11 protein-coding genes are annotated in these 12,545 nt (G+C 51.5%); 8 read left to right on the top strand and 3 right to left on the bottom strand.

Annotated features, from left to right (window positions below):
- Nucleotides 1–22: 22 nt before the first annotated feature.
- Nucleotides 23–2,035: a GspE/PulE family protein gene (locus H6F94_RS30265; protein ID WP_190806023.1), complete on the bottom strand. Its 2,013-nt coding sequence runs from the start codon at nucleotides 2,033–2,035 to the stop codon at nucleotides 23–25.
- 318 nt (nucleotides 2,036–2,353) lie between these two features.
- Here H6F94_RS30265 and grpE point away from each other — a divergent pair, with 318 nt between their 5' ends.
- The 8 genes from grpE to H6F94_RS30225 all read left to right on the top strand — a co-directional run bounded on the left by grpE (nucleotide 2,354) and on the right by H6F94_RS30225 (nucleotide 10,768).
- Entirely contained in the window at nucleotides 2,354–3,064 is a 711-nt protein-coding gene (grpE, locus tag H6F94_RS30260) for a nucleotide exchange factor GrpE (RefSeq protein ID WP_199320758.1), read from the top strand.
- Nucleotides 3,065–3,229: 165 nt separating this feature from the next.
- Complete coding sequence (dnaK, locus tag H6F94_RS30255) at nucleotides 3,230–5,170, top strand: molecular chaperone DnaK (protein ID WP_190806021.1); 1,941 nt, start codon at nucleotides 3,230–3,232, stop codon at nucleotides 5,168–5,170.
- Between the two features lie 72 nt (nucleotides 5,171–5,242).
- A complete protein-coding gene (dnaJ, locus tag H6F94_RS30250) occupies nucleotides 5,243–6,385 on the top strand; it encodes a molecular chaperone DnaJ (protein ID WP_190806020.1) in 1,143 nt (380 codons plus the stop codon).
- 2 nt (nucleotides 6,386–6,387) lie between these two features.
- Nucleotides 6,388–6,642: a sulfurtransferase TusA family protein gene (locus H6F94_RS30245; RefSeq protein WP_190806019.1), complete on the top strand. Its 255-nt coding sequence runs from the start codon at nucleotides 6,388–6,390 to the stop codon at nucleotides 6,640–6,642.
- Nucleotides 6,639–7,697, top strand: coding sequence for a small ribosomal subunit biogenesis GTPase RsgA (rsgA, locus tag H6F94_RS30240; RefSeq protein WP_190806018.1), 1,059 nt, complete (start codon nucleotides 6,639–6,641; stop codon nucleotides 7,695–7,697). Before H6F94_RS30245 ends, rsgA begins: the two co-directional genes overlap by 4 nt.
- Nucleotides 7,698–7,795: 98 nt before the next feature.
- Entirely contained in the window at nucleotides 7,796–8,959 is a 1,164-nt protein-coding gene (locus H6F94_RS30235) for a GuaB3 family IMP dehydrogenase-related protein (protein WP_190806017.1), read from the top strand.
- Nucleotides 8,960–9,234: 275 nt separating this feature from the next.
- The gene (gene trxA, locus H6F94_RS30230) at nucleotides 9,235–9,558 is read left to right on the top strand and encodes a thioredoxin (protein ID WP_190806016.1); all 324 of its coding nucleotides are present in this window, start codon (nucleotides 9,235–9,237) and stop codon (nucleotides 9,556–9,558) included.
- 145 nt (nucleotides 9,559–9,703) lie between these two features.
- Nucleotides 9,704–10,768: an LOG family protein gene (locus H6F94_RS30225; protein ID WP_190806015.1), complete on the top strand. Its 1,065-nt coding sequence runs from the start codon at nucleotides 9,704–9,706 to the stop codon at nucleotides 10,766–10,768.
- 18 nt (nucleotides 10,769–10,786) lie between these two features.
- On the opposite strand, the gene glsA is transcribed toward H6F94_RS30225, so the two are convergent.
- Complete coding sequence (gene glsA, locus H6F94_RS30220; protein ID WP_190806052.1) at nucleotides 10,787–11,713, bottom strand: glutaminase A; 927 nt, start codon at nucleotides 11,711–11,713, stop codon at nucleotides 10,787–10,789.
- Nucleotides 11,707–12,474: a hypothetical protein gene (locus H6F94_RS30215; protein WP_190806014.1), complete on the bottom strand. Its 768-nt coding sequence runs from the start codon at nucleotides 12,472–12,474 to the stop codon at nucleotides 11,707–11,709. Before H6F94_RS30215 ends, glsA begins: the two co-directional genes overlap by 7 nt.
- Nucleotides 12,475–12,545 lie beyond the last annotated feature (71 nt).

Below are 12,545 nucleotides of genomic sequence, written 5' to 3'. Positions count from 1 at the left end.
CCAGTGGTGCACCTAACCAGGCTTAGTTATCTGCAAAGCGAGGTGTGGTGCAGTAGGGGCAATCGAGCCACTCCGGCTTAGATTCTGCTCCACAACAACGGCAGGTCAACGAACTCTTGCGTTTAGCCTTCAGTTCAGCTTCTAGTCCCGTATCTGTGAAGGTTACCCGCTCAACTTCATCTAGTGTCGTTAGCCCCTGACGAACTAAATCGAGGCTGTAGGATAGCAGCGTTTTCATGCCCTGCTCAACCGCAACTTCCTTAATGCGTTCAGTGGGTGCCCCTTCAGTGATCAGGGCTTGCAAATCCTCAGTCACTCGCATGACCTCATACACCCCACAACGGCCTTTGTAGCCACTACCACCACATTTGGTGCAGATGGTGCCTCCTCGGGCTTTTACTTCCTGCACAGCCTCTGGCAGTAGAGTATTAGCTTTGTAGAAGGTCAACTCAGCATGACGTGAGGCAGACAGACCAAAGCGGCCCAACTCATCGATTGATGGAGTATATGGGATGCGACACTCCCCACAAACTCGACGTACTAGCCGCTGCGCTAGTACCCCAATCAGCGAACTAGATACCATGAAAGACTCGACGCCCATCTCCTCAAGACGAGCAATGGCACTAGCTGCGTCGTTTGTGTGCAGCGTCGTAAGCACTAAGTGACCTGTTAGTGCAGCTTCAATGGCTGTCTTGGCCGTCTCCCGGTCTCGGGTTTCACCCACCAAAATCACATCTGGATCTTGCCGCAGAAAAGCTCGCAGGATTTTGGCAAAATCCATACCCTTCTCACGCAGCACCTGTACCTGGGTTAGACCGGGCAGAGTGTACTCGATGGGATCCTCAGCAGTGCTGATGTTGACACCAGGGTCATTGCGCTCCTGTAGCGCGGAGTACAAAGTGGTGGTTTTACCAGATCCAGTGGGTCCTGTCACCAGGATCAAACCGAAGGGTCGGCTCACCATCTGCTGCACAGTCTCCAGACTCTCCGGATCGGAGATCAGGTTTTGAAGACCGAGTTGAGTTGCAGAGTTATCTAGAATCCGCAACACAATCTTCTCACCGTAGCGAGAAGGTAGGGTACTGACTCGAAAGTCAACTTTACGGCTTTGAAAGACTCGTTGGATGCGGCCGTCCTGAGGTTGACGACGCTCGGCAATGTCTAAGTTGGAGATGATTTTGAAGCGAGAGGTAACCGCTGGAATAATCTTCTTAGGCAGAGCATCAAAGGCCTCACGGAGCACCCCATCTTTGCGGTAGCGGATGCGTAGTGATTCTTCCTGTGGCTCAATGTGAATGTCTGAGACGTCCTCGCTTAGGGCTTTAGCCAAAATTTTGTTAACCAAAGCGATGATCGGGGCAGCTTCAGCATCGTTAAGCGCAGCCTCTAACGATTCAGGTTCATCAAGTGAGCCATCAGACCCTTCTTCCAGCGTATCGAAGTCTAAGTCATCGGTTTTAACTTCGATTTGCTTCTGCTTCTGAGCTTGCTCGTCTAAGTAACGGTCAAAAATCTGCTGGAAATCTTCAACCGTGACCACCATGCGTTGCAGAGTCAAGCTCTGGGTTCGCAGTAGACGATTTAACTCATCAAGGGCACCGAGGTTATCTGGATCTACCATCGCTACCAACGCATTGCTCTCCGTCCTAGAGAGCGGCACAAGCTGGTGTAAACGACAGAAATCGATGGGGATTAACCCTTGAGGATTGTCCGGCGTGCTAATGAGCGCGCTGACCTGGCTGCCGGACATTTTAGCTTGATCAATTTCCGGATCAAGAGAATCAACGCCGTAGAGGATCTTGAGCTCGAAGAGCTGCTGACGCTTGTATTGCCGCAGTAGATCTGGAGGCAACTGCTGGCCTGTAATGCTTTCAAGTACATCCAGCAGAGGGCGTTTGCTCCTGCGGCTTTCCATGAGAGCCTGGCGCATCCGATCATTGTCGATGTAACCAGATTGAACCAGCTTATTGCCGAAGGGCGAGAAGCTCTGCTGGACAATTAGAGCGGTGCGGGGCTTGGATGAAGGATTCGTCATGGCCAGCGCAAGAGAGTTTGTCCCAATTATTCCCAATCAACGTGACTCTGATGCACCTACTGAACCTGTGAAGGTTCTGGAGAAGATGATAACCTTCATGCTCAGCTGGCTTTGTCATGTGCCCCAGACCAGGGGGTGTGTTAACCTGACTTAACCCACTGAAGGTTGAAAACGCCCCTAAACTGCGGGGAGTGTGGACTAAAGCAGAGCTTTCCAGAAACTATCAGAATTTAGATCTGCGAACTTACGATGATTGAGGAAGAGGATCAGTTCCCACAATCGAGCCAACATGGGGCCAGAGAGCACGGAAGTGAGGCCATGAGTGAATTTGAACCAGGTAGCCCAGACACTGATGTCAAGCCAGCTGATTCGCCAACCGAGCAAACAGTGGGGGTAGAGTCTATTCCTGATAATGCGGCTGATGACCCTATCGAGGGGCTAGGGACGTTGTTAGAAGACCTCCCAGAAGACAGTGAAGCAGATGGGCAAGGCGCAGCAGAGGCGGCAGCGCTGATTACCGAACTTAGTCAGCAGATTGAGACGCTGCAAGCTCAACTCAAGGATGCAACAGAGCAGCGGACCCGCTTAGCTGCTGATTTCGAGAACTTTCGTAAGCGCACTCAACGAGAGAAAGAAGAACAGGAGCAAAAGATCAAGGGCGATACCATCCTAGAGCTCCTACCTGTTGTTGATAATTTTGACCGTGCTCGTTCTCAAATTAAGCCCAAAACAGATGGCGAGAAGACCATCCACACTAGCTACCAAAGCGTATATAAACAGCTAGTTGATTGCCTCAAGCGCATTGGTGTTGCCCCAATGCGCCCTGTTGGTGAAGTCTTCGACCCTAACCTGCACGAAGCCGTCATGCGAGAGGCAACCGATCAATATCCAGAAGATGTAGTGATTGACGAGTTCCAACGGGGATACCTATTAGGAGAGCGGGTGCTTCGCCATGCCTTGGTCAAAGTTGCTGCTCCTCCAGAGCCCGTGATAACCTCGGGTGAAGGCGAAAGCGCTGCGGAAGGGTAAGCTGAACTCGCTCCACTCAGTAATTCCTCTAGGCTATTGCACGAGTAGCCCCTAAATTTGTCCCTACTCTACAGGTTGTAGATGGACGAGTGTAGAGGGTGAAAGCCATTGAGGACTGACTGAACCAAAACGTCGCTCACTTGAGGCGCTCACCGGTCGCTGGATATGGGTAAAGTCATCGGGATCGACCTAGGAACCACAAACAGCTGTGTAGCAGTGCTTGAAGGCGGTCAGCCTGTCGTCATTTCCAACTCGGAAGGTGGACGAACGACTCCAAGCATGGTTGGCTTCACTCGCAGCGGCGACCGGTTGATAGGTCAGCTTGCTAAGCGACAGGCTGTAACTAATGCAGAGAATACTGTATTCAGCATCAAGCGCTTCATTGGGCGACGGTGGCAGGATACGGAAGTGGAGCGGGCTCGAGTCCCTTACAAGGCAGTGCGAGGTCGCGATGAGACTGTCAATGTAGAGATCCGCAGCCGTGAATACACGCCTCAGGAGATCTCTGCCATGATTCTGCAAAAGCTCAAGCAGGATGCGGAGAGCTATCTAGGTGAGCCTGTTACTCAAGCTGTAATTACGGTTCCCGCTTACTTTAGCGATGCACAGCGTCAAGCCACTAAAGATGCCGGCACAATTGCAGGACTCGAGGTGCTGCGCATCATCAATGAGCCTACAGCTGCAGCTCTGTCCTACGGATTGGATAAGCAGAAGATTGACCAGAAGGTACTAGTCTTCGACTTGGGGGGTGGAACCTTTGATGTGTCAATTTTGGAGCTAGGCGAAGGAGTTTTCGAGGTCAAAGCTACTTCAGGTAATAACCACTTGGGGGGCGATGATTTCGATGACTGCTTAGTACGCTGGATGATTGAGAACTTTCAGCAAGGTAACGGCATCGATCTTAGTCAAGACAAAATGGCTATTCAACGCCTAAAAGAGGCGGCAGAGAAGGCCAAGATCGAACTTTCTAGCACCCTGGCAACCTCGATTAATTTGCCCTTCATTACAGCGGATGATTCTGGGCCAAAGCATCTGGAGACGGAGTTAACCCGCGCCAAGTTTGAGGAGTTGGTGAACCATCTGATTGAGGGCACTTTGGAGCCTACGGCTCAAGCTCTTAAAGATGCTGAATTGCAACCTGATGATATCAATCGAATCATCTTAGTAGGTGGTTCGACTCGAATGCCAGGAGTTCAGGATGCAATTCGCAAGTTCTTTGGGGGTAGGGCTCCAGATAAATCAGTGAACCCTGATGAAGCCGTTGCCCTTGGTGCGGCCATTCAGGCTGGGGTTTTGGGTGGCGAGGTCAAAGATTTACTGCTGCTAGATGTCACTCCCTTATCGCTGGGGATCGAAACTCTAGGCGAGGTCTTTACCCGAATTATTGATCGCAACACCACGATCCCAACTAGCAAGTCACAGATCTTCTCAACAGCAACTGACGGCCAGAGCGTTGTAGAGATCCACGTCCTACAGGGCGAACGGACGATGGCCCAAGACAACAAAACCTTGGGCAAGTTCCAGCTTTCTGGGATTCCTCCAGCACCCCGAGGTGTTCCTCAGATTGAAGTGTCTTTTGATATTGATGCCAACGGGATTCTCAACGTTTCTGCCCAAGATAAAGGTACAGGTCGAGAGCAGCGTATCCGCATTAGTAACACCGGTGGTCTCTCACCTGATGAGGTAGAACGGATGCGGCGAGAGGCCGAAGCCTTTGCCGATGATGACCGTAAACGCAAGCAACTAGTTGAGCTAAAAAATCAGGCGGATGCTCTGTTCTACAGCTATGAATCTACAATTCGGGAGAACGGAGATCTGATCACGGACGCTCGTAAATATGAGGCTGATCAAAAGGCGGCAGATCTGAAGGTAGCTTTGAACAACCGGAGTTCCAGCCTTGAAGAAGTTAAGGGCAAGCTGGATGCTCTGCAGCAAGCGCTGTTTGCAATTGGCGCAGAAGTATATCAGCGTTCTAGCTCAAGTGGTTTAGGTAACGGTGGTCCCGCCACTAACGGAGGCCCTGGTACTGCACCTGGAGAAGGGGATTACAGCAGCGACTACGATGACGAAGACACTTTGACTGCTGATTACGAAGCCGTAGACTAGAGAAGGCGCGGCGTAAACTAGAGAAGAGCCGAGAAGTTCACCGTCAACCTAGCCCCAATCTGCCACTGCTCTATGGCCCGTGATTACTATGAGATCCTGGGCGTCGCGCGAGACGCTGACAAAGAAGAGATCAAACGAGCCTATCGTCGTCTAGCTCGCAAATATCATCCTGACGTCAACAAGGAGTCTGGAGCAGAAGAACGCTTCAAAGAGATCAATCGCGCTTACGAAGTTCTCTCGGAACCAGAGACCCGTAGCCGCTATGATCGCTTTGGCGAGGCTGGCCTGGGTGGTGCGGCAGCAGGGGCTGGCGGCTTTCAAGATTTTAGTGATATCGGCGGCTTTGCTGATATCTTCGAAAGCTTCTTCAGTGGCTTTTCTGGTGGTGGACCAACTGGGGCAAGTACAGCAAGGCGGCGTAGTGGTCCTGCGCGAGGAGATGATCTCCGCTTTGATTTGAAGCTAGATTTCCGCGAGGCAGTCTTCGGTGGTGAAAAGCAGATTCGCATTAGCCATTTAGAAACCTGTACAACTTGTAGTGGCTCGGGTGCTAAATCTGGAACTCGTCCTCGTACCTGTACAACCTGTACAGGATCTGGGCAAGTGCGGCGAGCTACTCGGACGCCGTTTGGTAGTTTTACTCAGGTTTCAGTTTGCCCTACCTGTAATGGTTCTGGACAGGTAATTGAGGACAAGTGTGATACCTGTGGTGGCTCGGGTCAGACTCAAATCACAAAAAAACTCAAAATCACGATTCCTGCAGGCGTTGATAGCGGCACCCGGCTCCGCGTTTCAGGAGAAGGGGATGCGGGTGAGCGAGGGGGACCGCCAGGTGACCTGTACGTTTATCTGTTTGTACAGGCTGACTCTGAGTTTCAGCGGGATGGCATTGATATTGTCTCCGAAGTCAAGATCAGCTACCTGAATGCGATTTTAGGAGCGCGTGTGCGTATTGATACTGTGGATGGTAAGGAAGAAATCCTAATCCCAGCAGGGACGCAACCTGGCACGGTATTGACCCTCGAAAACCGTGGCGTGCCTCGCTTGGGTAATCCAGTTAGTCGTGGTGATCACCGCTTGACTATTCAGGTAGAAATCCCAACTCGGCTCAATGCTGAGGAGCGAGAATTGCTGGAGAAGCTAGCTCGGTTAAAGGGTGATCGAGCCAAGGGCAGCAATGTTGATGGCTTTCTAGGCGGATTTTTCCGTAACTAATCATGCCAGATACAACTCAGGTTGAGAAGCTGGACCTGCGGGGAACTCCCTGCCCAATCAATTTTGTCAGAGCAAAGCTGCAGCTAGACCGCATGCAAGCAGGCCAAATGTTAGAGATTTGGCTTGATGCGGGGGAGCCGCTTGAGCAAGTGCCTGGGAGTCTCAGTCAAGAAGGGCACGAGATTATCACCGTTCAAGACCAAGGCAGCTTCTTTATTCTGCAAGTCTGTCGAGGCAGTTCTGTTGCCGCCCCATGACTCAGGGCGATGCCTGGCAAGGAACGGTTCTGGCTGCCCAGGCTAACTATTACCAAGTCCACCTTGATCAAGGAACTGATTTGCTGTGTACGCGTCGTACACGGTTGAAAAAGATTGGGACGCGAGTGCTGGTGGGTGATCGGGTTGTAGTAGTTGAACCCGACTGGCAAGGACAGCGGGGTGCAATTGCAGAGGTATTGGCGCGACGTAGTGAACTTGATCGTCCGCCTATTGCCAATGCTGACCAAGTGTTATTGGTGTTCGCTCTGGCAAGCCCACCCCTAGATCCGATTCAGCTGAGTCGCTTTCTGGTTACGGCTGAGGTCAGTGGATTGAGGGTGCTGTTATGTCTGAACAAAGCAGATCTAGTCAGTGAGGTTGATCAACAACACTGGCGATCACATCTAAACGACTGGGGTTACAGCCCGGTGTTGGTTAGTGTTCAAGCCCAGACAGGCTTAAGAGAGCTTGGAACCGCCTTAAGAGACAACACGAGCGTTCTCGCTGGTCCTTCTGGGGTTGGTAAGTCTAGCCTAATTAACATCCTGATCCCTGATCGAGAGCTAAGAGTTGGTGCTCTATCAGAATATTTAGGACGAGGGCGGCATACCACCCGCCATGTGGAGCTGTTTGAGTTACCGGAAGGGGGCCTACTGGCAGATACACCTGGGTTTAACCAGCCAGCTCTAACTATGACTGCTAGGAAGCTGGCAGCCTGCTTCCCCGAGATTCGGGCTCGACAAAGGGAAGCTAGGTGTCAATTCACTGACTGTATACATCAGGAAGAGCCAGGCTGTGTTGTCCGAGGAGACTGGGAGCGTTACCCCCACTATCAAAGCTTTTTAGAGGAAGTTTTGGTCTGGCAGGCAAAAATGGCTCAAGTCACAGACCCTGATGCTGCTTTAAAGACTAAATTTCGCGCTTTAGGCGCTACCCAGGATGAGCCTCGGCTAGAGGCCAAACGTTATCGAAGGCCGTCGCGACGCACACAGCGTCAAGCCCTTGAAGCTATTTATCAAGATGTCGGAGAACTAGATTCTGATGCAGAGGAGTAAAGCTACGGCTGCAGCGCAGGCTTAAGAGAGCCGAGACGGATTGCAGCCCCAATCTAAATTTCGATAGGCTAGCCAATACACTTTTTGGGGCAGAGCGCGTGGATATTCAATTGGGACGGGCTAAAACAGCTCGCAGAGCTTACGGCATTGATGAAATCGCACTGGTTCCTGGGCGTAGCACCCTTGATCCTGCACTGGTAGATACTCGTTGGACTTTAGGAAATATTGAGCGACAGATTCCAATCATTGCTAGTGCCATGGACGGAGTTGTCGACGTAAAAATGGCAGTTCTTCTGTCCCAACTTGGAGCTTTGGGAGTGATCAACTTGGAGGGCATTCAGACCCGCTATGAAGATCCAACGCCCATTTTGGAGCGAATAGCTAGCGTTGGTCCTGGTGAGTTTGTTCAGCTCATGCAAGAGCTGTATGCTGCACCGATTCAGCCGGACCTGATCAAACAGCGCATTCAAGAAATCAAAGCGCAGGGAGGCATCGCAGCTGCCAGTGCCACGCCTGCAGGAGCTGCTAAGTACGGGCAGGTTGTAGCAGAGGCAGGAGCAGATTTATTCTTTGTACAGGCGACGGTTGTTTCAACTGCTCACCTAGCTCCTGGAGGTGTCACTCCTCTGGACCTAGTTACCTTTTGTCGAGAAATGCCTATTCCGGTCATCCTAGGTAATTGTGTAACCTACGATGTGACCTTAGACCTTCTAAAAGCAGGGGCCGCTGGAGTTCTGGTAGGCATCGGACCGGGCGCTGCTTGTACTTCCCGAGGCGTGTTGGGAGTGGGAGTCCCACAAGCTACAGCAATTTCCGACTGCGCTGCGGCTCGGGATGATTATGCCCAGGAGAGCGGACGCTATGTGCCGATTATTGCTGATGGTGGCTTGATTACTGGTGGTGATATTTGTAAATGTATTGCCTGCGGTGCAGATGGTGTCATGATCGGGTCCCCCTTTGCGCGAGCAGCAGAAGCACCAGGCAGAGGCTATCACTGGGGTATGGCAACCCCAAGTCCGTTGCTTCCACGGGGTACCCGAATCCGAGTTGGCACAACTGGGAGCCTAGAGCAAATCCTAAAAGGACCCGCTGGTCTTGATGATGGTACTCACAACTTGCTAGGCGCCCTTCAAACAAGTATGGGAACCCTAGGAGCTAAAAATCTTCGACAGATGCAACAAGTTGAAGTTGTAATCGCACCCTCCCTGCTAACCGAGGGTAAGGTCTACCAAAAGGCACAGCAGCTTGGCATGGGACGCTGAACAAAAGTTTACAGGGTCTCTAACAGCTACAATTTATCTGTCTAGAGGCTTACACCAGTTGTATCCTCTGCAAAATTGGGGAGACTCGCTTACAATAAAGTGAGCGGAGACGCATGTTTCCGTTCACTCCTCACACCACACTCCGCCTGGACTTCGGTTCGGGCGGTTCCTTTTGGGCTGAAAATCTGACTGAAATTGTTTTCGTTCAGACTTACCAAAAAGCACCTATGATAAATTCAATACAGATAGCCCTGATTTAAAGGATTTTTGCAGGCATGTCATCAGCCGTTTCCGTCACGGACACCAGCTTTAAGCAAGAAGTTCTGGAAAGCGATGTTCCGGTTCTGGTGGACTTTTGGGCTCCTTGGTGCGGTCCCTGCCGCATGGTAGCTCCAGTGGTTGATGAAATCGCTCAGCAGTACGACGGCAAGGTCAAAGTCGTTAAAGTAAATACCGATGAGAACCCCGGTATCGCTAGCCAGTATGGGATTCGTAGTATTCCAACATTAATGGTCTTTAAAGCTGGGCAGAAAGTGGACATGGTAGTTGGTGCGGTGCCTAAAACCACTTTGGCCAACACCCTTGAGAAGCATCTGTAATCCAGGCTGACCTATTGACATTTCCAAACGCTCTAGCCATTGGGCTAGGGCGTTTGTTTGTTCGTTTAACTTGAGGAGTAACAGCCTGAGCAGGTAGCGGAGGGCTGCAAGCCAGTAGAATAGTGGCCCATTGGTGCCTTCCCCCATGACTTCATTGCCTTCCAATGACCCCTCATCCGCTCTGCGCAACCAGCTTAATCATTTGTTGGACCAGTTGCCTGATCTTAAGAATGGTGCGCTGATTCAACAGGTGCTAGCCTCGACCCTGCACCTAGCCAACGGTGAAATTGACCGTCTCGATTGGAAGATCCTTAGTGCTGCTCTGCAAGATATGGCTGGAGGCTTCCAAGTCTTTTATCCCTATCGCCATACCCGCAAGATTAGTATTTTTGGCTCCGCTAGAATTCAACCGGATAGCCCAGAGTACCAACTTGCAGCAGACTTTGCCCGTTGTGTAACAGCGCAAGGCTTCATGGTGATAACGGGAGCTGGCGGGGGCATCATGCAGGGTGCTAATGAAGGAGCGGGGACTGAGCGCTCTTTCGGCCTCAATATCCGCTTGCCGTTTGAGCAGGGAGCTAACCCGTACATTCAAGGCGACCCTAAGCTGATCGACTTTAAATACTTCTTTACTCGCAAATTGTTCTTTCTCAAAGAGAGTGACGCCCTCGCTCTGTTTCCCGGTGGTTTTGGCACCCATGATGAAGCGTTTGAATGCCTAACCCTTTGCCAAACTGGCAAATCGCAGCCCCTACCACTGGTTCTGGTTGACAAGCCAGGGGGAGACTACTGGTTGGAATGGGATGCGTACATTCAGAAGCACCTGCTGAAACGCGGATTAATTAGTCCGGATGATCGCAGCTTGTATACGCTTACAGACCGGGTTGATGTCGCTTGTGAGGCGATTGCCAGCTTCTACCGGGTTTATCACTCCTGCCGTTATGTCGGTCCGAAACTAGTGCTCAGGCTCAACTTTGAACTCTCCGATCTTGAAGTTGAGCAACTCAATGCTCTATTCAGTGACATTCTGGTCAAGGGGCAAATCATCAAGAGTCGGGCTTTGCCTGAGGAAGGCAAAGATGAGACTTTGGACTTGCCTCGGCTATTGTTGTACTTCAATCAACGGGACCAGGGCCGTCTCTATCAGATGATTGCAGCAATTAACGAAATGGGGCCACCGCCAGAAGCGGCTCATCCAGAGCGTAAGTGACACTGCTTTAAGTTAGCCTTAACTGAAAAGGCTCAGGTTCAAGGCTTGAGCCATTTGCTCCAGTAGATAGCATCCAGCTAAGGAATTGCCATTCAGATCTAACGCGGGACTGTAGCAGGCAATAGCCCCTTGACTTGGCACTACTGATAAAAGAGCACCGCTAACGCCGGACTTCGTTGGTAAACCCACGCGGGCCGCAAACCGTCCTGAGGCTTCATACAGCCCACAGGTTGACATTAGGGCATTAACAATACGGCGGTGCTCTACACGGGGTGAGTGACCAGGTTTAGCCAGTAGCAGGCCAATGCCTGCCAGGTTAGCTACAGTTCCCGATAGACAGCAGAGATGGTTGTAGGTGTTTAGTGCCAGCTCTGGTTCGCCTAGCTTTCCATGCTGTACCAAAGTCCTGGCTAAGGCTCTGTTGGCATGTCCCCCTGCTAGACGAACAGAGGCTAGTAACGTCTCATTCAAGAACAGTTGCTGGCCTGACTGTTGACACAGCCAGTGACACAGAGCCGCACAGCGAGATTGAGCATCTTGCCCAGGCAGCAGCGAGGCCAAGACAATGGCGCCACTGTTGATTAGGGGATTGCGAGGCCAACCTAGGTCAAGCTCCAATTGAGTTAAACAATTGAAGGCTCGGTCCGATGGGTCCATGCCTACATGCTGAAAAACGGTGTCCGCTCCCAAATATTCCAGCAGGAACAACAGCACCAATGGCTTGACTACACTCATCAAGGCGAAGGCTGGGTCGACCTTGCCTGCTTTGAAGCTCTCACCCTGCAACGTCTGAACCTGAATTGCTAGCCAAGCCGGATTAGCTTGAGCTAGCAAAGGAATGTGGTTTGGTAGCTGATGTGGCGGTTGGATGTAAGCTCGCGCTTGATCGACCCAGTGATCTAACTGGGTCTGGGTGAGAGCTGCAAGGCCGTTTGGCCCTACCAGAGGGAGCGAACCGGACGAGACGATGCAGACGGCTGAAATGCACTGGGCTGAAATGATGTGGTGACAGGCGCAGCGGCAGCACGCTCATCTAAAGCCGAGAGAGGCCCTGTAGTTGCAAATGGCAGAAAGTAGACGTAGCTGGTTGGTGTCCAATCCGGATCACTCATGCGTCCAAAGCCGTAGGTTGGGCTCAAAGGATCAGCAATGGAGGGAGCAGGCGTAAATAAGAGTACGCGTTCTGCTTTCAGGAAAAGACCCGGTTGGCCATTTTGAGCCCCTGTAGTTAGGGTGAAATGGGTAATATCTGGCCGCCTCACTGGATCAAAGCTGCCGACGCACTGATATTGAACCTGGTTTGTAGTGCCATAACGGATGTACGGTTGACAGCGACCCTGGGTCCGGTAGAGAGGCGTTTCTACCCCATTGACCCGAAAAACTGAAGCTAACCGAAAGCCGAGGTCGTTGAATACACCAGCTCGCAGGTCTGGGGTTATAGCTAGACTCATCCGCTGTACTCGCTGATCTGGATTAGCTCCGAAGTCTGTGGGCGTGTAGGTGCGAGTGTAGAAATTGGCCTGTGCTTGCGGAACTTGAATAGGCTGGTAAGTCGCATCCAGGTCAGGGACTTGAGAATTTTGAATTGGCGTGGGCTCTGCTCCAACCTTTTGGGCTGAAATCGCAAGGGCTATTAGGGGGATACACATGGCACAGGCCGTGACATATAGCAGTCGACGGGTAGAACACAAAACAAAACTCCTCATATCGCCTCCAAGTAGGTACAAGCAAGTAGGTACAACACCTTTGCTTCTCCATAATCTGCCTGAATTTACGC

Source organism: Leptolyngbya sp. FACHB-261 (genome assembly GCF_014696065.1).
Classification (GTDB): domain Bacteria; phylum Cyanobacteriota; class Cyanobacteriia; order FACHB-261; family FACHB-261; genus FACHB-261.
This window is presented reverse-complemented; position numbering and strand designations above follow the sequence as displayed.

Bases quoted from the DNA above. Each gene is read 5' to 3' on its own strand.
- H6F94_RS30265 (WP_190806023.1), bottom strand. From the start codon at position 2,035: ATGACGAATCCTTCATCCAAGCCCCGCACCGCTCTAATTGTCCAGCAG.
- grpE (WP_199320758.1), top strand. From the start codon at position 2,354: ATGAGTGAATTTGAACCAGGTAGCCCAGACACTGATGTCAAGCCAGCT.
- dnaK (WP_190806021.1), top strand. From the start codon at position 3,230: ATGGGTAAAGTCATCGGGATCGACCTAGGAACCACAAACAGCTGTGTA.
- dnaJ (WP_190806020.1), top strand. From the start codon at position 5,243: ATGGCCCGTGATTACTATGAGATCCTGGGCGTCGCGCGAGACGCTGAC.
- H6F94_RS30245 (WP_190806019.1), top strand. From the start codon at position 6,388: ATGCCAGATACAACTCAGGTTGAGAAGCTGGACCTGCGGGGAACTCCC.
- rsgA (WP_190806018.1), top strand. From the start codon at position 6,639: ATGACTCAGGGCGATGCCTGGCAAGGAACGGTTCTGGCTGCCCAGGCT.
- trxA (WP_190806016.1), top strand. From the start codon at position 9,235: ATGTCATCAGCCGTTTCCGTCACGGACACCAGCTTTAAGCAAGAAGTT.
- H6F94_RS30225 (WP_190806015.1), top strand. From the start codon at position 9,704: ATGACTTCATTGCCTTCCAATGACCCCTCATCCGCTCTGCGCAACCAG.
- H6F94_RS30215 (WP_190806014.1), bottom strand. From the start codon at position 12,474: ATGAGGAGTTTTGTTTTGTGTTCTACCCGTCGACTGCTATATGTCACG.